Source organism: Kribbella sp. NPDC023855, assembly GCF_040639475.1.
Classification (GTDB): domain Bacteria; phylum Actinomycetota; class Actinomycetes; order Propionibacteriales; family Kribbellaceae; genus Kribbella.
Map to the genome: position 1 here is coordinate 77,245 of NZ_JBFAAA010000005.1, position 20,791 is coordinate 98,035.

General features: G+C 67.5%; 19 protein-coding genes. 10 read left to right on the top strand and 9 right to left on the bottom strand.

Annotated features, from left to right (window positions below):
* Positions 1-40 precede the first annotated feature (40 nt).
* The 4 genes from AB0F51_RS19405 to ettA all read left to right on the top strand — a co-directional run bounded on the left by AB0F51_RS19405 (position 41) and on the right by ettA (position 8,072).
* Complete coding sequence (locus AB0F51_RS19405; protein WP_360281687.1) at positions 41-3,745, top strand: AAA family ATPase; 3,705 nt, start codon at positions 41-43, stop codon at positions 3,743-3,745.
* The gene (locus AB0F51_RS19410; RefSeq protein ID WP_360281689.1) at positions 3,742-5,412 is read left to right on the top strand and encodes a GTPase; all 1,671 of its coding nucleotides are present in this window, start codon (positions 3,742-3,744) and stop codon (positions 5,410-5,412) included. The genes AB0F51_RS19405 and AB0F51_RS19410 overlap by 4 nt, the downstream gene beginning before the upstream one ends.
* Positions 5,413-5,579: 167 nt before the next feature.
* Positions 5,580-6,137 carry a single-stranded DNA-binding protein gene (ssb, locus tag AB0F51_RS19415; protein ID WP_360281691.1) on the top strand — a complete coding sequence of 186 codons (558 nt, stop codon included), beginning with the start codon at positions 5,580-5,582 and terminating at the stop codon, positions 6,135-6,137.
* A 252-nt stretch (positions 6,138-6,389) separates the two neighbouring features.
* Positions 6,390-8,072, top strand: a complete 1,683-nt coding sequence (ettA, locus tag AB0F51_RS19420) for an energy-dependent translational throttle protein EttA (protein WP_360281693.1) — start codon at positions 6,390-6,392, stop codon at positions 8,070-8,072.
* A 75-nt stretch (positions 8,073-8,147) separates the two neighbouring features.
* Here the strand turns inward: ettA and AB0F51_RS19425 are convergent, their stop codons facing one another.
* Positions 8,148-8,597 (bottom strand): MarR family transcriptional regulator, encoded by a 450-nt coding sequence (locus AB0F51_RS19425; protein ID WP_360281695.1) that lies wholly within the window; start codon positions 8,595-8,597, stop codon positions 8,148-8,150.
* Positions 8,598-8,706: 109 nt separating this feature from the next.
* Here AB0F51_RS19425 and AB0F51_RS19430 point away from each other — a divergent pair, with 109 nt between their 5' ends.
* Positions 8,707-10,071 (top strand): NAD(P)/FAD-dependent oxidoreductase, encoded by a 1,365-nt coding sequence (locus tag AB0F51_RS19430; protein WP_360281697.1) that lies wholly within the window; start codon positions 8,707-8,709, stop codon positions 10,069-10,071.
* On the opposite strand, the gene AB0F51_RS19435 is transcribed toward AB0F51_RS19430, so the two are convergent.
* Both AB0F51_RS19435 and AB0F51_RS19440 read right to left on the bottom strand, forming a co-directional pair.
* Entirely contained in the window at positions 10,052-10,687 is a 636-nt protein-coding gene (locus AB0F51_RS19435; RefSeq protein ID WP_360281699.1) for an SGNH/GDSL hydrolase family protein, read from the bottom strand. The genes AB0F51_RS19430 and AB0F51_RS19435 overlap by 20 nt on opposite strands.
* 17 nt (positions 10,688-10,704) lie before the next feature.
* Positions 10,705-11,163 (bottom strand): MarR family transcriptional regulator, encoded by a 459-nt coding sequence (locus AB0F51_RS19440; RefSeq protein WP_360282542.1) that lies wholly within the window; start codon positions 11,161-11,163, stop codon positions 10,705-10,707.
* A 144-nt stretch (positions 11,164-11,307) separates the two neighbouring features.
* Between AB0F51_RS19440 and AB0F51_RS19445 the strand changes: the two genes are divergently transcribed.
* Positions 11,308-11,862 (top strand): YceI family protein, encoded by a 555-nt coding sequence (locus tag AB0F51_RS19445; protein ID WP_360281701.1) that lies wholly within the window; start codon positions 11,308-11,310, stop codon positions 11,860-11,862.
* 83 nt (positions 11,863-11,945) lie between these two features.
* On the opposite strand, the gene AB0F51_RS19450 is transcribed toward AB0F51_RS19445, so the two are convergent.
* The gene (locus tag AB0F51_RS19450; protein WP_360281703.1) at positions 11,946-12,548 is read right to left on the bottom strand and encodes a TetR/AcrR family transcriptional regulator; all 603 of its coding nucleotides are present in this window, start codon (positions 12,546-12,548) and stop codon (positions 11,946-11,948) included.
* A 72-nt stretch (positions 12,549-12,620) separates the two neighbouring features.
* Here AB0F51_RS19450 and AB0F51_RS19455 point away from each other — a divergent pair, with 72 nt between their 5' ends.
* The 3 genes from AB0F51_RS19455 to AB0F51_RS19465 are packed head-to-tail and all read left to right on the top strand — an operon-like array spanning position 12,621 to position 15,754.
* A complete protein-coding gene (locus AB0F51_RS19455) occupies positions 12,621-13,766 on the top strand; it encodes an acyl-CoA dehydrogenase family protein (protein ID WP_360281705.1) in 1,146 nt (381 codons plus the stop codon).
* Between the two features lie 12 nt (positions 13,767-13,778).
* The gene (locus AB0F51_RS19460) at positions 13,779-14,999 is read left to right on the top strand and encodes an acetyl-CoA C-acetyltransferase (protein WP_360281707.1); all 1,221 of its coding nucleotides are present in this window, start codon (positions 13,779-13,781) and stop codon (positions 14,997-14,999) included.
* Positions 14,999-15,754, top strand: coding sequence for an SDR family oxidoreductase (locus AB0F51_RS19465; protein WP_360281709.1), 756 nt, complete (start codon positions 14,999-15,001; stop codon positions 15,752-15,754). Before AB0F51_RS19460 ends, AB0F51_RS19465 begins: the two co-directional genes overlap by 1 nt.
* Positions 15,755-15,757: 3 nt before the next feature.
* Here the strand turns inward: AB0F51_RS19465 and AB0F51_RS19470 are convergent, their stop codons facing one another.
* Entirely contained in the window at positions 15,758-16,321 is a 564-nt protein-coding gene (locus tag AB0F51_RS19470; protein WP_360281711.1) for a TIGR03086 family metal-binding protein, read from the bottom strand.
* A 67-nt stretch (positions 16,322-16,388) separates the two neighbouring features.
* Between AB0F51_RS19470 and AB0F51_RS19475 the strand changes: the two genes are divergently transcribed.
* A complete protein-coding gene (locus AB0F51_RS19475) occupies positions 16,389-17,387 on the top strand; it encodes a WYL domain-containing protein (RefSeq protein ID WP_360281713.1) in 999 nt (332 codons plus the stop codon).
* Here AB0F51_RS19475 and AB0F51_RS19480 read toward each other — a convergent pair.
* The 4 genes from AB0F51_RS19480 to AB0F51_RS19495 are packed head-to-tail and all read right to left on the bottom strand — an operon-like array spanning position 17,364 to position 20,783.
* Entirely contained in the window at positions 17,364-18,080 is a 717-nt protein-coding gene (locus tag AB0F51_RS19480) for an ABC transporter permease subunit (RefSeq protein WP_360281715.1), read from the bottom strand. The genes AB0F51_RS19475 and AB0F51_RS19480 overlap by 24 nt on opposite strands.
* A gap of 3 nt (positions 18,081-18,083) precedes the next feature.
* The gene (locus AB0F51_RS19485) at positions 18,084-18,998 is read right to left on the bottom strand and encodes an ABC transporter ATP-binding protein (RefSeq protein WP_360281717.1); all 915 of its coding nucleotides are present in this window, start codon (positions 18,996-18,998) and stop codon (positions 18,084-18,086) included.
* Positions 18,995-19,891: an ABC transporter permease subunit gene (locus AB0F51_RS19490; protein ID WP_360281719.1), complete on the bottom strand. Its 897-nt coding sequence runs from the start codon at positions 19,889-19,891 to the stop codon at positions 18,995-18,997. The genes AB0F51_RS19485 and AB0F51_RS19490 overlap by 4 nt, the downstream gene beginning before the upstream one ends.
* Positions 19,884-20,783: an ABC transporter ATP-binding protein gene (locus tag AB0F51_RS19495; protein WP_360281721.1), complete on the bottom strand. Its 900-nt coding sequence runs from the start codon at positions 20,781-20,783 to the stop codon at positions 19,884-19,886. Before AB0F51_RS19495 ends, AB0F51_RS19490 begins: the two co-directional genes overlap by 8 nt.
* Between the last annotated feature and the right edge of the window lie 8 nt (positions 20,784-20,791).

A 20,791-nucleotide genomic window follows, 5' to 3' on the forward strand; every position in this document is an offset into this window, starting at 1 on the left:
CGCTGTCCGACCGGGCACTCTGTGCTCGTGGACGGTAGCCGTGGCTGACACCAGGCCAGCTGGTGAGGGTTCGGAGCGTTCGGGAGAGCCGAAGGTTCCGGCCCAGGATCAGCCTGTCTCCGAGCTGGCCCGGCTGATCGCCCAGTCCGATGCCAAAGGCAAGGGCTTCTGGCGCCGCCGCAAACGCAAAGCACCCAGTACTACGACCCCCGAACCGGCCGCCGCTGCGCCGACTGTCGACCCGCCCGCTGCCCCGGCGCCGGCTGGCGAGCCCGCGGAGGAGAAGGTCGACGGGCAGCCGAGTGCGTCAGTTGAATCGGCTGATGCGAGCGCTGAAGGTGAAGCGGTGGAGTCGCCGACTGCTGAGGTGACTACTGCAGCCACAGACGGCGAGCAGGTAGCTACCGGTGCCCCCTCAGCAGAGAAGCCGGTTGCGGCTGAGGCTTCGTCCTCGGACGAGAAGGCAGTAGTCGCAGGGGAGTCCTCGGACGACGAGGCCCCGGCAACTGAGGCCGCCGGCGAGGAGTCCTCCGCGGCTGAGGTAGCGGCGTCTTCGGAGGCTGCCGCTGAGACGATTGCGAAAGAGCCCTCCGACGAGGAGCCGACTCCTGCGGTTGCTGAGGGCGCTGCGGGTGGTGAACTGTCCGCTGAGATGGTGACCGCTGCAGAGATGGCTGGCGGAGATGTGCCCGCTGGTGCCGAGGCTCTTGAGGAAGAATCGCGCCCCAAGGTCGGAGTCGTGTACGAGCCGGTGGAGTCTGCTGAGGGCTTCCCACTCGAGTACGGCGAGATCATCATCGGCCTGCCCAAGCAGCCAGGAGGGGACGACGACGACCCCGTCGACCTAACCCAGGCCGCAGAAGCCGAGGCAGCCGCAGTAGCAGCCGAGGAAGCCGCCAACAACAACGACGATCCCGAGGCAACCGCAGCCCCGACGACTGTCGACCCCACAGCACCCAAAAACAACGCGGCGGCCAAGGACCAGGACCCTGCCACGGAGGAGGGGGCCCCCGCAGAGGCCGAGACACCAACGAGTTCGGCTGACGTAACCACAGACCCAAACGCGGACGAGGCCACCGACGACCCGCCTGCCACGAACGCCACAGCCGCCGCCAGCACCGAGACGACGCCCGCTGCGGACACCACGGCCGACGCCAGCACCGAAGCCACGCCTACTGCGGACGCCACGGACGACGCTAGCGCCGAGGACGAGGCGAGCGCCGAGGACTCCAACCCCGAGGACACGAACGCCGACAGCGCGAACGCCGAGGGCGCTGGCGCCGAGCGCACCGCAGTTGATGCTGAGGCGCAGGATGCGAGTGCGGGGCAGGGCGCGGATGACGCGTCTGTGGTGCCGGTTCCGGCGATCGCTGGTGTCGCGGCGATCGGCGGTGACGATGGCAGCTCATCTGAAGGTGAGGAGCCTGCGGCTGAGTCCAATGGCGACACCGAGCCGGACGCGGATGACGCCGACGCACGGGCGGACGCTGACGACGCGTCTGACACGAGTGCGGTAGACGAAGGTGCTGTGGGCGCCGAGGACTCGCAGGCTGATGCTAGTGCGGAGGGCTCGGGTGCTGGGGCAGAGGCGGGCGATGCGTCCGCTGCGGCAGCTGCGAGTGCTGAGGGGTCGCAGGCTGAGGCTGGTGCGGAGGGCTCGCCTGTAGGGGTAGAGGCCGGCGACGCAGCCGCTGCCGCTCGCGACGACGCTGAGGATGCGGATGCTGAGGCTGATGCGTCTGTTGTGCCGGCTGCGGCTATTGCTGGGATTGCGGGTATGGGTGGTGACGGCGACGGCTCAGCGGGGGCTGGTGAGGCTGCGGTTGAGGCCAGTGGCGGTAGTGAGGGCGAGGGCGATGCTGGGCGGGATGACGCGGCGGGTGACGCGGCTGAGGTCGACGGTGACGGCGATGCGGTCAGCGGTGGCGATGCGGTCGGCGGTAGCCGGGGCGGTGAGGACGCTGGCTCGGGTGCGGGCGATGAGTCCGGTGCGGTAGGGGCTGGGGCTGGGGCTGGGAAGTCTGTGGAGGATGCGGCTACTGAGCAAGCCGCTATGGCGTTGATTACCGCGTTGATGAAGTTGCGCGGTGCGTTGGCGGCTAGTCAGTTGCCGCTTGATGTGGTGGGGGCTGACGAGGCTCGCCAGCAGCAGAAGTCGATGCTGGATCAGCTGGACGACTACATCCTGCCGCGGCTCGTGCAGCTCGAGGCGCCGGTGCTTGCTGTCGTCGGTGGCAGCACGGGGGCCGGCAAGTCGACTCTCGTCAACAGTCTGATCGGGCAGGTCGTCAGCGAGCCCGGCGTACTGCGGCCGACCACTCGCTCACCTGTCCTGATCCACCACCCGGCCGACGCCGAGTGGTTCGTAGGCGACCGGGTGCTGCCGGGGATGGCGCGGTCCAGTGGTGACCGTCCGGGTGGGACCGAGGATCCCGGACAGATCCGTTTGGTTGCCGCCGACACCATTCCGCCGGGGCTGGCGATTCTCGATGCCCCCGACATCGATTCCGTCGTCGAGGCGAACCGCGAACTCGCAACTCAACTGCTTGCCGCGGCGGATCTCTGGTTGTTCGTCACCACCGCCGCCCGGTACGCCGATGCGGTGCCGTGGGAGTTCCTGCAGAGCGCGTCGGACCGCAGTACGGCGGTAGCCGTGGTACTCGACCGGGCGCCTGCCGACACCATCGACGACATCACCGGCCACCTGGCCCAGATGCTGCTCGAACGTGGGCTGGGCGACTCGCCGCTGTTCTCCATCAAGGAAACAGTTGTCGACAGCAACGGCATGCTCGCCAGCGAAGTCGTTGCCTCGATCAAGGACTGGCTGATCGACCTGGCCGCCGACTCGGAGGCGCGCTCGGCCGTCGTACGGCGGACCCTGCAGGGCGCGGTCACCGCGATGACGAAGAAGACGCCGGCTTTCGCCAAGGCGGTCAGGGCGCAGGCCGACACCGTTGTGGAGTTGCGGTCGACAGCCGAAACGGCGTACGAGCGGGCCGTGAAGGACATCGCCCTCGCGATCCAGGACGGCACGATGCTGCGCGGCGAGGTGCTTGCTCGCTGGCAGGAGTTCGTCGGGACCGGCGAGCTGCTCAAGGGGCTGCAGACCAACGTGGGTCGGCTGCGCGACAAGGTCCGTACTGCGGTCGTCGGCAAGCCGGCGCCGACCAGGGACCTCAAGGACGCGGTCGAGTCCGGCCTGGAGTCCTTGATGCGCGAGCACGCCGAGGCTGCCGCCGAACGTGCCGAGGAGGCGTGGCAGTCGACGGCCCCTGGACGCCAGTTGCTCGCTGCTGGAGACCGCGACATGGGCAGGATGTCCAAGGAGTTCCCTGCTGAGGCAGCTCGCGCAGTACGCGAGTGGCAGGGCCACGTGCTTGAACTGGTTCGCCAGGAGGGCGCCGACAAGCGCAGTACGGCGCGCATCCTGGCGTACGGCGTGAACGGCCTCGGCCTGGCTCTCATGATGGTCATCTTCGCCAGTACTGCGGGGATCACCGGTGCGGAGTTCGGTGTCGGCGCCGGAACTGCTGTGGTCGCCCAGAAACTGCTGGAGGCTGTCTTCGGTGATCAGGCGGTTCGCAGCCTGGCGGCCAAGGCCCGGGACGATCTTGACGCTAGAGTTCATACCTTGATGGATGCCGAATTCGCCCGCTATCTGGCTGTGCTCGACCAGCATCCGGTCGATCCCGACGCACCCAGGCAACTGACGGAGGCCGCGCGCGCGGTGGAGGACTGCACGTGACGGGAATTGTGGATACGGTCAAGGGCCTGGTGAGGGGCTCCACCGATGTCCTGACCAAGATCGAGGCACTCGAGGACGCTGCCGAGGCCGGCCGGGGACGGCTGGACCAGGTGGTCCTGAGTGAGGCCTCGCAGATCGTCGACCGGGCCACTCAACGGCTCAGGATGTCCGGCGATCTGACAGTCGTGGCGCTGGCCGGTGCGACCGGTTCCGGCAAGTCGTCGCTGTTCAACTCGCTGACCGGGCTGGACCTGGCCGCGATCGGTACGCGACGGCCGACGAGCTCGATGCCGCTGGCCTGCGTCTGGGGAGAGGAGCCGGCCGGTGAGCTCCTGAACTGGCTCGGCATCCCGCGCCGGCATCAGGTGCAGCACCGCAGCTCGCTGGAGGAGGCGCAGTCGGAGGACCTGGACGGACTGGTCCTGCTGGACCTGCCCGACCACGACTCCACCGAGGTGGAGCACCGGCTGATCGTGGACCGGCTGGTCGAGCTGGTCGACGTCCTGGTGTGGGTGGTCGATCCGCAGAAGTATGCCGACGCGGCGCTGCACAACCGCTACATCAAGCCGTTCGCGTCGCACTCGTCGGTGATGGTGTTCGCCCTGAACCACGCCGACAAGCTGACCGACGAACAGCGCAAGAGCTGCCTGGCCGACCTGACCCGCCTGCTCAAGTCGGACGGCCTGAAGAGTCCGCAGATCGTCGCGACCTCTGCCGTTGACGGTGCCGGCCTGGACGACCTGCGGGCGTTGCTGGTCAAGCGGGTCAACGCGAAGCGCGCTGCTCGCGAGCGGCTCGCCGCCGATGTGGATCGCGTCGCCGACCGGATGGCGAGCCAGTGTGGCAATGCCAAGACGCCGCAGCTCGCGAAGTCGGACATCACGGAACTTGTCGACGCGCTGGCGGAAGCGAGCGGCGTACCGGTGGTTGTTGAGGCCGTTCGGCGGTCGTACCTCCAGCGTGCGACTGCTGCGACGGGCTGGCCGGTGACCAAGTGGCTGGCGCGGTTCCGGCCGGATCCGCTGCGGCGGCTGCATCTGGATCAGGTGCCTCGTCAGCAGAGCAAGGCGTTGCGGAAGTCGGCGTCCACCGAGGTGTCGATCGCCCGCTCATCGTTGCCTGTGGCAACACCTGTGCAGCGGGCGCGGATGGACACGGCCGTTCGCAACATCACCAACAAGGCAGCAGCCGGCTTGTCCCGCCCCTGGGCAGACTCGGTCCGTACTGCGATCCGTCGGCGTGAAGAGTCGCTCGGAGACGAGCTGGACCAGGCGATCGCGCGTACTGATCTGGGCGCCAACACGACGCCGGGTTGGTGGGGTGTTGCGCGGTTCCTCCAGTGGCTGTTGTTCCTGGTGGCGCTGGGTGGCGCCGTCTGGCTTGTGGTGGCCGGCTTCCTGCAGATCCAGGACCTGACGTTGGCGAAGTGGGAGGGCATCCCGTACGCAACGATCATGCTGGTCGGTGGTGCTGTGTTGGGCCTAGTGGTCTCCGTGGCTTGTCGCCTCTTTGCCGCGACCGGCGCCAACCGCCGTGCGCGTCTCGTGGCCAAGTCGCTGCGCGCCGAACTGGAAAAGGTCGCGGAAAGCCACGTCGTCGCCCCCGCCCGCGAGGAGCTCGACGCCTACACGACCTGCCGCGACAAGCTGGCCGTAGCCCGCGGCTGACCGATCCACGCACAGAAGGCCTGCCAGATTCCTGGCAGGCCTTCTGTGCTTCTCGTGGTTGGCGCCGGGTTGTCCACAGGCGGTGAAGTCCTCGCCGGAAAAGCCCAGGAGACGGGCATCTTCTCTGGTGACAGGACAACTTTGCGATGCGACGAAAGGATGCTGACATGAGCATCGGCGAAACCACGGTGGCCGTGCAGGGCTGGATCGGTAGCGACATCAGGTTCAAGGAGGTCTCCGACGGCGTGACGGTCTGCTCGTTCCGGCTCGCCACCACGCCCCGGCAGTTCGATCGAGCCGGCGGGGTCTGGACCGATCGTCCGACGAACTGGTTCACCGTCGAGTGCTGGCGCAACCTCGCGATGAACGTGCGCGACTCGATGGAGCGTGGCCACCCGATCGTGGTCACCGGCCGCTTCCGGACGACGGAGTGGCAGGACGAGGCCGGCAATCCGCGATCCCGTCTGTTCATCGAGGCCGCTGCCGTCGGTCACGATCTCTCCCGGGGTACTGCGACCTTCACCAAGGCGCCGGCTCGCCTCGCGGCCTCCAACGGCGCCTCGATGGACGGCGGCGCAACTTCAAACCACGACAGGGATTTCCTGGACCTCAGCCCCGGCTCATCGGCTCAGGACGATGGTCCCGTCGACCAAGAGCCAGTCACCTTCCGAGGCGCTCATACATCCGCGACCACCGAGCCGGCCGAAACTCACGAGGCCGCCTAACGGCAGCCGCGAAGGAGTCGGCCAGCATCGCCGGGGGCGGGTCAGCCGCTCGAGCCACGGCACGAGTCACGACACGAGTCACGGCACGAGCCATGAGCGACGGCACGAGCCACGAGGCACGGCACGAGCCACGAGTCACGGCGCGAGCTGGCCGGGTCGCCAGGGTGACGTGCTGGGCTCGCTGTCTGGCTCAGCCGCCGGTGATGAAGGCTCGGTTGGGTGGCGGTGGGGGGTAGCGCATAGGCTCGGGGTATGGCGGAATTCATCTACACGCTGCGCAATGTGCGGAAGGCGCACGGTGACAAGGTCGTTCTCGACGACGTCACCCTGAACTTTCTGACCGGCGCGAAGATCGGCGTCGTCGGGCCGAACGGTACCGGCAAGTCCTCGTTGTTCAAGATCATGGCGGGGCTGGACCACCCCAACAACGGTGAGGGGCGGCTGGCCGAGGGCGCGACGGTGGGAATCCTGCTGCAGGAACCGCCGTTGACCGAAGGCAAGACCGTCCTGGAGAACGTCGAGGAAGGGGTCGGCGACACCAAGCAGAAGCTGGACCGCTTCAACGAGATCTCCGCCGAGCTGGCCGATCCGGACGCGGACTACGACACGCTGCTCGCCGAGATGGGTGACCTGCAGACCGAGCTCGACCACCGCAACGCCTGGGACGTCGACGCTCAGCTCGAGCAGGCGATGGACGCGCTGCGCTGCCCGCCGGCCGACGCGATCGTGGACAAGCTGTCCGGTGGTGAGCGGCGCCGGGTCGCGCTGTGCAAGCTGCTGTTGCAGCAGCCCGACCTGCTGCTGCTCGACGAGCCCACCAACCACCTGGACGCCGAGTCGGTGCTCTGGCTGGAGCAGCACCTGCAGAAGTACCCGGGCGCCGTCCTGGCGATCACCCACGACCGGTACTTCCTGGACAACGTCGCCGAGTGGATCCTGGAAATGGACCGCGGCAAGACCTACGGGTACGAGGGCAACTACTCGAAGTACCTGGAGACCAAGCAGCAGCGGCTGATCGTCGAGGGCCAGAAGGACGCGAAGCGGCAGAAGATCCTGGAGCGCGAGCTCGAGTGGGTCCGGTCGAACCCGAAGGCCCGGCAGACCAAGAGCAAGTCGCGTCTGGCCCGGTACGAGGAGCTCGCGGCCGAGGCCGAGCGGTCCAAGAAGCTGGACATCGACGAGATCAACATCCCGCCGGGTCCGCGTCTGGGCAGCACCGTGCTCGAGGTCAGCAAGCTGGAGAAGGGCTTCGGCGACCGCAAGCTGATCGACGGGCTGAGCTTCTCGCTGCCCCGGGCCGGCATTGTCGGTGTCGTCGGCCCGAACGGTGTCGGCAAGTCGACGCTGTTCCGGATGATCGTCGGCGAGGAGGTCCCGGACCAGGGCAGCCTGAAGCTCGGCGAAACGGTCCGGATCTCGTACGTCGACCAGTCGCGCGGCGGCCTGGACCCGAAGAAGACGGTCTGGCAGCAGGTCTCCGACGAGCTCGACTACATCAAGGTCGCGAACTTCGAGATGCCGAGCCGCGCGTACGTCGCATCGTTCGGGTTCAAGGGCCCGGACCAGCAGAAGCCGACCGGCGTCCTGTCCGGCGGTGAGCGGAACCGGCTGAACCTGGCCCTCACGCTCAAGATGGGCGGCAACCTGCTGCTCCTCGACGAGCCGACCAACGACCTGGACGTCGAGACGCTGCAGTCGCTCGAGGACGCGTTGCTGGAGTTCCCCGGCTGTGCCGTGGTGATCTCCCACGACCGGTGGTTCCTCGACCGTGTCGCGACCCACATCCTCGCCTGGGAGGGTACCGACGAGGACCCGTCCAAGTGGTTCTGGTTCGAGGGCAACTTCGCCTCGTACGAGGCCAACAAGATCGAGCGTCTCGGCGCCGAAGCGGCCCGGCCGCACCGGGTCACCTATCGCAAGCTCACCCGCGACTGACCCACACCAGCAGCAGCAATCACGCAGGCCCCGGCAGAGAGATCTGTCGGGGCCTGCTGTGTCGGCGCGAGATGATCAGAGGCTCTGAATCGGCTGGCTTTCCGCGATCGCATCGGCGAGGAAGCTCGCGATCACCCTGAGCTCGTCCTCCGACCGGCCCGCAAGGACGGACTGCATCCGCCGCCCCTGCTCGGCGTACAGGGGAGCGAGCTTTTCCTGGATCGCCTCGATCGACGGGGTCACCAGCACTTTGCGGCGGTCGTTGGGGTCCGGCTGGCGGGTGATCAGGCCGATGGACTCGAGCCGGTCGATCACGCCGGTGACCGTGCCGGAGGTCAGACCTGTGTGCTCCGACAGTTGCCGTGGCGTGAGTGGGCCATAGGTCTGCAGCAGCGTCATGAACTGGGAGTCGCTGGCCCCGAGACCGACCTTGGCGGCGACCGCGTGGTTGAACAGGACGACGTCGGCGATCATCCGGACCATCCCCTGCTGGACCTCGGCCAGCAGTTCGTCGCGCTGACTCATTCGTCCGTCGCCTCCTCAAAAGCACGCTTGCTTTTATCTCGGATCTCCAAGATACTCGGTTCGCCGAGATAAATCGTCACGGCTCAGCGATCCTAGAGGAGGCGAACCGATGAAGGTGCTGGTGATCGGAGCGGGCACTGGCGGATTGGCGCTGGCCCACGGACTGCTGCGGGCCGGCATCGAGGTTGCAGTCTTCGAACGCGACCGGCTGCGGACCGACGGGCTGCACGGCTATCGCGTAGGCATCGACCCGGACGGCAGCCGGGCGCTGCGGTCGCTGCTGCCGAAGGAGCTGTACGACGTGTTCGTGGCGACCAGGGCCCGCGATCCGAAGTACTTCAACATGCTCACCGAGGACCTCAAGGAGGTCCTCTCGATGGACGTCCCGCCACCGGCAGATCCGGTGAACAGCGAGAAGTCGATCAGCCGGATGACCCTGCGGCAGGTCCTGATGACCGGCCTGGAGGACGTTGTTCAGCTAGGCCGCGAGTTCACCCGTTACGAGCAGCACGACGACGGCACGGTCACGGCGTACTTCGCTGACGGCTCGTCGGCGACGGGCGATCTGCTGGTCGCTGCCGACGGGTCCGGATCGAGGGTCCGGCGTCAGTACCTGCCGCAGGCGAAGACCGAGAAGACCGGGATCGTCGCGATCGCCGGCAAGCTGCCGATCACCGAGGAGAGCAAGAAGCTGCTGCCGCCGAAGGTGTTCGAGGGCATCTCGATGATCAACGCCCCGCACGGCTACTTCTGCATCCTGCACGTGATGGAGTTCAACTGGGATCGCGACGGCCGCGTCAAGAACGGGATCGGCGGCAACACCGAGGAGCTGATCCGGACCTGGCCCGGTCTGCAGTTCGACAACACCCGCGACTACATCAACTGGGGATTCTCGGCCGCCGCCGACAAACTGCCGCCGAACGTGATGGAGCTGCGCGGCCGTGAGCTCGTCGACGTCGTCCTGCGGCTCACCCCGGACTGGCACCCGGACCTGCGCAAGCTCTTCGACCTCACCGACCCGGGAACCTGCTTCCCGGTCGACATCTGGACCTCGGTCCCACTGGACCCGTGGCCAACAACCAACGTGACCCTTCTCGGCGACGCGATCCACACGATGACGCCCAGCCGCGGAGTGGGAGCCAACACCGCTCTCCGCGATGCACTGCTGCTGTGCCGCAAGCTGATCGAGGTGCGCGACGGGCGAGCCGAGCTGCTGGCCGCAGTTACGCAGTACGAGGTGGAGATGATCGACTACGCGTTTGAGGCCGTCATCAAGTCCCGGGAGCAGATGGATGCCGGCGACCCGATGCATAAGCCCGTCGTGGGGCGGCTGGTGCTAGCGGGCATGCGGACGGCGATGCGGATCGTCAACCACCTCCCGCCGGTCAAGCGACGGATGCGTGACTCGATGCTGGCCGATCGGGGAGCCGGTCGCGACGAGGTCCTGCCGGAGATCACTGCGCCCGTGAAGTGACCGCAGCGATCCAGGTGTCGGCAAGGATCCGTTGCCCGGCGTACGTCGGGTGGATGCCGTCCCACACCCAATGGGCGGCCGGTGCCCGGGTGACGGCGTCGTCCAGAGCCTGCTGATAAGGCACGAAGGTCGCGCCATGGGCGGCAGCGAGCTCGCGCACCACCGATGCATGAACCGCGACCTGAGCAGCCCAACCCTCACGAACCCCAGAAGGCAGATAGAACGGCTCGCCAAGAACCAGCCGCACCGAAGGCAGCGCCTCAACGGCCCGCGTCAAAAGCAACTCGTACGCCGAACGAAAAGCCGCCCCCGTCGCGTCCAACGACTTGCCGTCCATGACATCGGCAACATCGTTGACGCCCACGAGAATGCTCAGTACGTCGGGCCGGTGCTCCAGCGCATCCTCCTGCCACCGGGCAGACAGGTCGGCCACGGTGTCGCCACTGACCCCACGATTGACGAACCGCCACCCAAGCGAGGGATGCCGCGCACCCGCCTCGGCTGCGATCAGGAACGGGTACGAATGCCCCAGAACGTGATTCGGGTCATCGGTAGATCCGCGCCCACCATGGGTGATCGAGTCGCCCTGGAACATGACGACGGAGCCCGGAGGCACCAGGGCGGCGGTAATGCTCAGCGCTGACCGATGTGTTCGGAGACGGCGTCGAAGACCCGCCCGATGGCGGCGAAGTCCTCGGGAGAGGCCAGGTCGACCAGGTTCTCCCGGACGCCCTCGACGTGGTACGGCGCTGCCTGCTCCAGCAAGGCGAAGCCGGCGTCGGTGAGCTCGGCCCAGACTCCGCGCTTGTCGCTCTTGCAGGAGGTACGACGGACCAGTTCGGCGGCCTCGAGGCGGCCGACCGTGTGGGTCAGCCGGGAGCGGCTCTGGTGCAGCCGGTCGGCGAGCTCCGCCATCCGGAGCCGGCGCTCGGGTGCCTCGGAGAGCCGGACGAGGATCTCGTAGTCGTTGATGCCCAGGCCGAACTGCCGAAGGTCGTCGTCGAGCTTGGCCATCAGGCGCGCAGTGCCCAGCAGGTACGCGCGCCACGCCACCTGCTGCTCGGAGTCAAGCCACCGGGTCCCAGTCATCATCGTCACGGGAACAGTGTACCGGGAATGTAGTTGACTTTTAAACCGTTCTTCCCTAGTGTCGTAGCCATCGGTTGAAAGTTTAACAACACCACTCCCCGGCGACAGCGACGCCCCCTACTGGTTTCCCGTTTCGAGAGGACCCCCATGAGCACCGCCACCACCACGATTCCCGGCCTCGTCTCCGGCACCTACGCGATCGACACCGCGCACACCGAGATCGGCTTCACCGTCCGCCACCTGATGACCAAGGTCCGCGGCACCTTCCAGGAGTTCGCCGGCGAGATCGTCGTGAAGGACTCCCTAGAGGAGTCGACCGCCGCCGTCACCGTCGAGCTGGCCTCCGTGCACACCCGGAACGAGCAGCGCGACGGTCACCTGCGCTCCGGCGACTTCTTCGACGCCGAGAACAGCCCGAAGATGACGTTTGCCAGCACCGCCCTCAAGTCCGAGGGTGACGACTACATCCTGGCCGGCAACCTGACCATCAAGGACGTGACGAAGCCGATCGAGTTCGCCGTCGAGTTCCTCGGTGTCGACCAGAACGCCTACGGCCAGACCATCATCGGCTTCGAGGCGTCGGCCTCGATCAGCCGCAAGGACTGGGGCATCGACTTCAACGTGCCGCTCGAGGGTGGCAAGCTCCTGATCGGCGACAAGGTCGAGATCCACCTCGACGTCCAGGCCGCCCTGCAGGTCTGACCCGTACTACGCAACGCGAACGGCCCGGCTCCCTCGATGGGAGCCGGGCCGTTCGACGTGTCAGGAGTCGGCCGTTCGGCCTGTCAGGCCTGGACCATGCGGAGGGCCAGGTCGGCGTACAGGGTGCCTAGGGCTTGGGGGGTGGCGTGGCGGGTTGGGTCGTACCAGCGGGCTACGTCGACGGCCAGGGACAGTACGGCGATTGTCGTGCCTGGCAGGTCTTCGACGGTGAAGGTGCCGTCGGTCACGCCGTCGGTCAGGGTCTTCTCGACCACGGCTGAGATGGCGCGGCGGATGGTGGCCACCTCGGCGAAGTGCTCCGGACTGAGAGCGGCCAACTCGTACTGGACGACGCGCGCGATCGTGTGGTGCTCCGCGTGCCAGGCAGTGAAGGCGGAGACCATCGCGCGGAGCCGGTCCGAAGGGGAGCCGCCCTCATTGGCCTCGGTCAGGATCTCCAGCGCGGCCCGGTGGCCGTAGAGGCTGATCTCGAAGAGGAGTCGTTCCTTCGAGGGGTAGTGCACGTAGAGCGCGGCCGGCGACATGCCGGCCCGGGAGGCGATGTCCCGGGTGGTCGTCGCCTGGAAACCCCGTTCGGCGAAGGCGTCGATGGCGCCGGTGAGCAGCCGGCGGGCGGCGGCGGGCTGGACGTGCGCCCACGCGAGGGGGCTGGTGACTGCGGACACGTTGACACAATGCCCTAGATTCGCCAAGCTAAGCAAGCGCTTAGCAACCAGTCGTGCCACGGGAGGACAGCGATGGAACGGATCATCTTCAACGAGGACCACCATGCCTTCCGGGCCAGTGCGAAGGAGTACTGCGACCGCTCGCTGGTGCCGCGGATGGAGCAGTTCCTCGAGGAGAAGACGATCGACCGGGCCGCCTGGCTGGAGGCCGGCAAGCAGGGCTTCCTCGGCCTCGACGTACCGGAGGAGTACGGCGGTTCGAGCGTCGGCGACTACCGGTTCAACGCGGTGTTCGCCGAAGAGGTCTCCAAGGTGTCGGCCTCGCTGTCGAGCTGTTTCGGCATCCACTACGACTGTTCCGCGCCGTACCTGGTGGATCTGGGCACCGAGGAGCAGAAGCAGCGCTGGCTGCCGAAGTTCTGCTCCGGCGAACTGATCGCCGCGATCGGGATGACCGAGCCGTCCGGCGGTTCCGACCTGGCCGCGCTGAAGACGACCGCGAAGAAGACCGACGGCGGCTGGGTGGTGAACGGGTCGAAGACCTTCATCACCAACGGCGACATGGCCGACCTGGTCATCACCGCCGCGCGCACCGATCCGAGCAAGGGCGCCAAGGGCATCACGCTGTTCGTGATTGAGGAGGGCATGGAGGGCTTCGCCCGCGGCCGCAAGCTGGACAAGGTCGGCCAGACCGAGTCCGGTACGTCGGAGCTGTTCTTCGAGGACGTCTTCGTGCCGGACGAGAACGTGCTCGGTGAGGTCGACCGCGGTTTCATCCACATGATGGAGCGACTGGCCCAGGAGCGGATCGGCGCCGCGGTGTGCAACATCGCGCACGCGACCCAGATCCTGGACGAGACGATCGAGTACGTGAAGCAGCGCAAGGCGTTCGGCCAGCCGGTCGGCTCCTTCCAGTACAACAAGTTCCTGGTGGCCGAGCTCGTCACCAAGGCCGAGGTGACGCAGGCCTACATCGACAACGCGGTCGTCGCGCACGGCGAAGAACGGCTCTCCGCCGTGGACGCGGCGAAGGCGAAGTGGTGGAGTGCACAGGTACAGAACGAGATCCTGGACGCCTGTGTCCAGCTGCACGGTGGCTACGGCTACATGAACGAGTACCGGGTTGCCCGCGCCTGGCGCGACGCCCGGGTGACGAAGATCTGGGCCGGCTCGAACGAGATCATGAAGGAACTCATCGGCCGCGATCTGGGCCTGTAGAGAGGACAAGTTGTGCCTGAAGCAGTCATCGTCTCCACCGCGCGGTCGCCGATCGGCCGGGCCAACAAGGGTTCGCTGAAGGACATCCGGCCGGACGACCTGGCCGTGCAGATGATCAAGGCGGCGGTCGACAAGGCCGGCCTGAGCGGGGACCAGATCGAGGACCTGATGCTCGGGTGCGCCGAGCCGCACGACGAGCACGGCGGCAACATGGCCCGCCGGGTCGCCGTCCAGCTGGGCTGGGACAGCACCGCCGCGACGACGATCAACCGGTTCTGCGCGTCGTCCACCCAGACCGCGCGGATGGCGTTCCACGCGATCAAGGCCGGCGAGGGCGACATCTTCGTCAGCGCGGGTGTCGAGTGCGTCTCGCGGTACAAGAACTTCGGGTCGGCCGGCGTCGGTGACCCGAGCTCGTTCAACGAGGTCTTCGCCGACGCGGTCCAGCGGACCGAGAAGTACGCCGAGACCAACGAGACCTGGCACGACCCGCGCGAGGACGGCCTCATCCCGGACATCTACATCTCGATGGGCCAGACCGCCGAGAACGTCGCGACGCTGAAGGGCATCTCGCGAGAGGACCAGGATGCGTTCGGCGTCCGCTCGCAGAACCTGGCCGAGAAGGCCATCAACAACGGCTTCTTCGAGCGCGAGATCGCCCCGGTGACGCTGCCGGACGGCACTGTCGTGAGCAAGGACGACGGACCCCGCGCCGGTACGACGCTGGAGAAGGTCAGCCAGCTGCAGCCGGTGTTCCGCCCCGATGGCACGGTCACGGCCGGCAACTGCTGCCCGCTGAACGACGGTGCGGCCGCGGTGGTCATCATGAGCGACACCAAGGCCCGTGAGCTCGGCCTGACCCCGCTGGCCCGGATCGTCTCGACCGGCGTGAGCGGCCTGTCGCCGGAGATCATGGGGCTCGGCCCGGTCGACGCGACCAGGCAGGCTCTGCAGCGGGCCGGGATGAGCATCGGCGACATCGACCTGGTCGAGATCAACGAGGCCTTCGCGGTCCAGGTGATCGGTTCGGCCCGCGAGCTCGGCATCGACGAGGACCGGCTGAACGTGCACGGCGGCGCGATCGCGCTCGGCCACCCGTTCGGCTCGACCGGCGCGCGGATCATGACCACGCTGGTCAACGGTCTGCAGTTCGAGGACAAGCAGTTCGGCCTCGAGACGATGTGCGTCGGCGGCGGCCAGGGTATGGCCGTCATCCTGGAACGCCTCAGCTGATGACTCTCAAGGACAAGACGGCGATCGTCACCGGTGCCTCCCGCGGCATCGGCCTGGCGATCGCCAAGCGGCTGGTGGCCGACGGTGCTCACGTAGTGATCACCGGACGCAAGCAGGACGCGCTCGACGAGGCAGTCGCCGACCTGGGTGGCCGGGACAACGCCCTGGCCGTTGCAGGCAACGCTGCCGACGGCGAGCACCGTGCAAGCGTCGTGGCCGCGGCAGTGGCGACGTACGGGTCGGTGGATCTGTTGGTGAACAACACCGGCATCAACCCGATCTACGGCTCGCTGCTGGACGTCGACACCGCAGTGGCGGCCAAGATGGTCGACACGAACGTGCTGGCGACCATCGCGTGGGTCAAGGCCTGCAGTGATGCCTGGATGCGGGCGCACGGCGGTTCCGTGGTCAACGTGTCCTCGGTCGCGGGGCTGTCGCCATCACCCGGTATCGGCTGGTACGGCGCCACCAAGGCGATGCTGTCCCGTGTGACGGCCGAGCTGGCGGTGGAGCTGGCACCGGCGATCCGGGTCAACGCGGTCGCACCCGCGGTGGTGAAGACCAAGTTCGCCGGCGCCCTCTACGAAGGCCGCGAGGACAAGGTCGCCGCGTCGTACCCCCTGAAGCGGCTGGGCCGCCCCGAGGACGTCGCGTCCCTTGTCTGGTTCCTGCTCTCCGACGAAGCCTCCTGGATCACCGGCCAGACCATCACCATCGACGGCGGCCTGACCCTCAACGGCGGCATCGTCGGCTAGTCCTCACGGCTGGCGGCCAACCCAGGCAACGAGCCGGTCGTACGCCGGTGCGTCTGCGGCCACCTCGACCACTGGGCCGAACGGGATCGGGCCGCCTCGCTGTGCCGCCGGGATGAACTGCTGCGCCAGCGGCAGGCAGTAGACGGCCAGCTCGTCATCGAGCAGATCGGTGCGACCCGTGGCCTTGGCGAGGTCCCAGGCGTGGGTGGTCATCTCGCTCGTGTACGACGCGACTGCCGCGGCGCCCGGGATGGTTCCCCACGGCACTGTGCAGGTCATGGTCAGGATGGCCGGGTCCGACAGCGTCTCGTCGACCAGCGCGCGGCGCTCCTTCCAGGCGCCAGGGAAGTCCGTCACGCCGGGCGTCACGGTGGGAACGGACAGCGGGTCCTGGCCGGTCAGCGCGAGATTGATCCGGCTGATCCCCGTGATCATGTGGCCCAGCAGAGTCCGTACGTCGTACTCGGGGCAGGGGGTCGGGAGGTCCAGGTCGGTAGGGGTGACGGTGTCGATCATCGCCTGGGTCTGGTCCAGGGCACGCACGAGCATCGGACGCGGGTCGGTCACGATTCTTCCTCCAGTGGTTGGGAACGGCTCCACTCTCGGGCCCTATGTGTGACATCTTGTGTCTTATATGAGAGCCGACCGGTTGTTGCAGATCATCCTGTTGCTGCAGAGGCATCCAAGGTTGAGCGCGCGCGACCTGGCCGAGCGGCTGGAGGTCTCGCGGCGCACGGTGATGCGCGACATGGAGGCGCTGTCGGCCGCTGGAGTCCCCGTCTACACAGAGCGCGGCCGCAACGGCGGCTGTGTACTGCTGCCCGGCTACCGGGCCGACGTCAGCGGTCTGACGCCTCGTGAGGCGCAGGCTCTGTTCGCCTGGAGTGGCAGCGCCTCACTGTCGGAGGAGCTCGGCCTGCGCGACGCACTGCAGTCGGCAATGGGCAAGCTGTCCTCCACGCTCCCGCTGCAGTTGCAAGGCGACGCAGACGCGCTGAAAGACGCCATCGTGGTCGACCGGCGCAGGTGGTTCGCCGAAGCCGAGGACACCGGCGCCCTGCCCGTACTACGGCAAGCCGTGGTGACCCGCCGCCGGGTGGCGCTGCGCTACGCGTCCGCAACCGAAGGGCGACCAGTACGCCGTACCGTCGACCCCTGGGGACTCGTGGAGCAGGCAGGACGCTGGTACTTGGTGGCAGCTCATCGCGGGGTGTCCCGGATGTACCGGGTGTCGCGGGTCGAACAGGTCGACGTACTGGACGAAGCGGCTGCGCGGCCGGAAGGGCTTGATCTGCAAGGGGAGTGGCAGCGGCTGCGGGCCCAATTGGAGCGGACCCTGCCGGCTGGGGTCGACGTGGTCGTCAGGGTTCGACCGGACCGCGCCGAGCTGGTACGACGAGTGGCTACGCCGATGCTGGCCAAGGGGGAGCAGGCACGCGACGTACCGGGTGGGGACGACTCCTGGCCGCATGTGGCGATGAGGTTCCGCGTGCGGGAGGCGGCCTGCGGCGTACTGCTCGGGTTCGGCAAGCACGTCGAAGTACTGGAGCCGTTGGAGCTTCGGCAAGACCTGCTGCGGTTGGCTTCCGAGGTTGTGCAGGTCTACGGGTCACTCGGCGGTGGAGAGGACTAGCGAGCGCAGACGCGCGATCGCTAGGCCCAGGCCGACGGCCACTACTGCGATCAGCAGGAGAGTGGCGATCGGCAGCTTCACGGCCGACTCGACGTGGGGTGAGTCGGTGAGCTTCTGGATGACAGCCAGCGACCACTGCTGGATGCTGAGCGCCTTGGCGCCGTCGACGTACTGGCCCATCACGCCCTCCCAGAGCAGCGCGTAGATCAGGCCGATGGTGACCGCGTTGCCCGAGATGACCGAGAGCGCCAGGAAGATTCCGGTGTAGGCGATCCCGGCCACCAGCGAACCGATGCCGAAGGCAACGGCCGTGCGCGGGTCGGAGTGGTCGAGGATCAGTCCGGCCACCGTCATCGGCAAAGCCGCCAGGACGAAGATGACCGCGATCGCCACCACCGCCTTGGTCAGGATGATCGAAGAGCGCTTGATCGGCTTGCTGAGCAGGTAGACGATCGAGCCGTCGTCGATCTCGGAGGCCAGCGCGCCGGTCGCGGCCACCAGCGAGACCAGCGGCACGATGACCGCGAGGCCGAACATCTGCAGCAGCGCCGCACTGAAACCAGGGCTGTCGTCGACCGTCAGCGCCAGCAGGATGCACAGCGCGAGCAGTACGCCGGGCAGGATGAAGAGCAGCAGACCGCGACGGTGACCGAACAGGGTCGCCATCGTCAATCGCGCGATCGTGACGTTCATAGGTCAGCGCCTCCCGACGAGGTAGGAGAAGACGCTCTCGAGGGACTCGTCCGTCGGCGCGACCTCGAGCAGCCGGATCCCGAGGTCGCGGGCCATCGTCGGCACCAGGCGGCTGAACCGTTCGAAGTCGACCACCTGCACCTGCAGCGCACCGCCGTCCAGATCCGCGCCCGACGTACAGGGGTCACCGATCAACGCGGAAGCGAGCCGGCGGTCGTCGCTGGAGCGCAGCCGGTAGAGCACCGGGCGGTCCGTCATCAGCGTCCGGATGGCGCGATAGTCGCCCGAGGCCGCGTGCCGCCCGGACACGACGACCTCGATGTGGGTCGCGACCTGCTGCACCTCCTCGAGGATGTGCGAGCTGAACAGTACGGTCCGCCCGTCCGCGCCCATCTTGCGCAGCAGATCCATCAGGTGCAGCCGCTGCCGCGGGTCCATGCCGTTGAAGGGCTCGTCCAGCAACAGCACCGACGGCTCGTGCACGAGCGCGGCCGCCATCTTGATCCGCTGCTTCATACCCTTCGAGTACGTCGAGATGCGCCGTCCCGCGGCATCCTCCATCGCCACCGTGGCAACCGCCTCGGCTGCCGCCGCACCAGCATTCGTCAACCCCTGCAGCTCCGCATTGGCCCGCACGAACGCCGACCCGGTCAACGTGTCGTAGACGGCCTCGGTCTCGGGCACCAGCCCGATCTGCCGGTACGCGGCCTCGTTTCGCCAGACCGGTACGCCGTCCAGTGTCACCGCGCCCGTCGACGGCGGCAGGAAGCCGGCCATCATCGTGATCAGCGTGGACTTGCCCGCGCCGTTCGGCCCGAGCAGGCCGGTGACGCCGGGGCCGATCGTCATCGTGACGTCGTTGACCGCGACGACGTTGCCGTACCAGCGGGAGACCTTCGCGATCTGGATCACGCTCATCCGCGGGCCACCTTCGCGTAGCGCGCGTTGACGCCCCAGACGCAGACCGCGAGCAGTGCGACGTAGACGGCCGCGAAAACGAGGCCTTGGGAAGTAGTCGGCTCGAAGGTCCCGCCGCCGCGCAGAAGGAAGCTCTGTAGCACCTCGACCAGCGTGAAAGGCGAACCCAGGTTGACGTAGCGGCCCGTGGGGGTCATCTTCCCCGGCCCGTCGTTGATGATCGCGGTGGTTGTCACGACGGCGGTGAACGAGACGATCAGGACGGCGATGATGGCCGCCACCGCGAAGCCCCGCCGGGGTGTCGCCGCCGAGATGAGTCCGCCGATCGCGGCCAGCAGAATCGCGAGCAGCAGCGCCGCGACCAGTCCGCTGAGGAACTGCTTGGTCATGTCGGTGAAGTCGAACTTGGCCAGCAGCGCACCGGCGTACAGGATCACCATCGGCAGGCCCATGAGGATCATCAGCGCGAGGATCAGCGACGTGAGCTTCGCGAGCGCATAGTCGGTCCGGTGCAGCGGCCGAGCGAGGTACAGCACGATCGAGCGGTAGCGGAGATCCCGCGAGAACAGTTGCGGCGCCTGCGAGGCGAGGTAGAGCGCGATGACGGCCTGCAGCAAGGAGATGTACTCCACCTGCGTCAGCGGCGGTTTGTCGAACTTCAGTGCGGTCTCGATGCCGACGATGATCGCCACCGGCACCACCATCACCGCGAGCAGCAGGATCGGCATCACCTTCGACCTGCCGGACCGCCCGAGCCCGTAAGCGTGCCGCAGACTCGAGACGACCAGCGCCTGCCAGATCGCGAACCGGCCCAGCCGCGGACCGTCGTAGTGCCGGTAGCCGATGTCGTGAATGACGCCGGCGCGGCGCTGCTCGTGGGGCTGGTCAGACACTGAAGACCTCTTCCAGGCGGTGCCGGTGCGGCTCGACACGAACCAAGCCGAGTCCCAGTTCGACGATCGTGTCGCGGACCAGGTCGTACGTCTCCTCACCGGCGATCTCGACCAGCACCAGCGGCCCATCGGCGCGCGCCCGCGCACCGGCCCGCTCCAGCGCGGCACCCAACCGGTCCCGCCCGCTCAGGTCCCGTACTTCGACCGCCAGTACTCCGGTCTCGCCGGTCAGCGCGGCCTTCGACTCCGACCGCAGCAACCGGCCACCGTCCAGTACGACGATGTGGTCGCAGACGTGTTCGAGCTCGCCGAGCAAGTGCGAGGTGATCAGCACGGGGATGCCGAACTCGGTACCGATCCGGCGTACGAGCGTCAGCATCTCGTCGCGCCCGGCCGGGTCGAGCCCGTTGGTCGGTTCGTCCAGCAGGACAAGTTTGGGGTCGTGCACCAACGCCTGGGCGAGCTTCACCCGTTGCTTCATACCGGTGGAGTAGCCACCCATCGGCCGGTAGCGCGCCTCGTCGAGGCCGACGTGCCGTAGTACGTCGGCTGCTCTCTCCCGCGCGGCGGTCGACGGCAGTCCGGACATCTCCGCGAGGTGGACGACGAACTCGGTCGCGGACACGTCAGGGGGCAGGCAGTCGTGCTCGGGCATGTAGCCGACGAGAGCACGGACCGCCTCGCCGCCGGTGACCACGTCGTGTCCCAGCACGATGGCGCTTCCGGCGGTCGGGGCGATCAGTCCGAGCAGAATCTTCAGCAGGGTCGACTTGCCGGCACCGTTGGCTCCGACCAGTCCGGTCACGCCGGACCCCACCTCGACAGTCAGCTCGTCCAGGGCCGTCACACGCGGGTATCGCTTGCTCAACGATGCGGTCGCGATCACGGGCACCGGCCAAC

Coding starts and splice junctions, on each gene's coding strand:
- AB0F51_RS19430 (WP_360281697.1), top strand. CDS start 8,707: ATGAAGGTGCTGGTGATCGGAGCGGGCACTGGCGGATTGGCGCTGGCC.
- AB0F51_RS19465 (WP_360281709.1), top strand. CDS start 14,999: ATGACTCTCAAGGACAAGACGGCGATCGTCACCGGTGCCTCCCGCGGC.
- AB0F51_RS19480 (WP_360281715.1), bottom strand. CDS start 18,080: ATGAACGTCACGATCGCGCGATTGACGATGGCGACCCTGTTCGGTCAC.
- AB0F51_RS19440 (WP_360282542.1), bottom strand. CDS start 11,163: ATGATGACTGGGACCCGGTGGCTTGACTCCGAGCAGCAGGTGGCGTGG.
- AB0F51_RS19455 (WP_360281705.1), top strand. CDS start 12,621: ATGGAACGGATCATCTTCAACGAGGACCACCATGCCTTCCGGGCCAGT.
- ssb (WP_360281691.1), top strand. CDS start 5,580: ATGAGCATCGGCGAAACCACGGTGGCCGTGCAGGGCTGGATCGGTAGC.
- AB0F51_RS19425 (WP_360281695.1), bottom strand. CDS start 8,597: ATGAGTCAGCGCGACGAACTGCTGGCCGAGGTCCAGCAGGGGATGGTC.
- AB0F51_RS19445 (WP_360281701.1), top strand. CDS start 11,308: ATGAGCACCGCCACCACCACGATTCCCGGCCTCGTCTCCGGCACCTAC.
- AB0F51_RS19485 (WP_360281717.1), bottom strand. CDS start 18,998: ATGAGCGTGATCCAGATCGCGAAGGTCTCCCGCTGGTACGGCAACGTC.
- ettA (WP_360281693.1), top strand. CDS start 6,390: ATGGCGGAATTCATCTACACGCTGCGCAATGTGCGGAAGGCGCACGGT.
- AB0F51_RS19475 (WP_360281713.1), top strand. CDS start 16,389: ATGAGAGCCGACCGGTTGTTGCAGATCATCCTGTTGCTGCAGAGGCAT.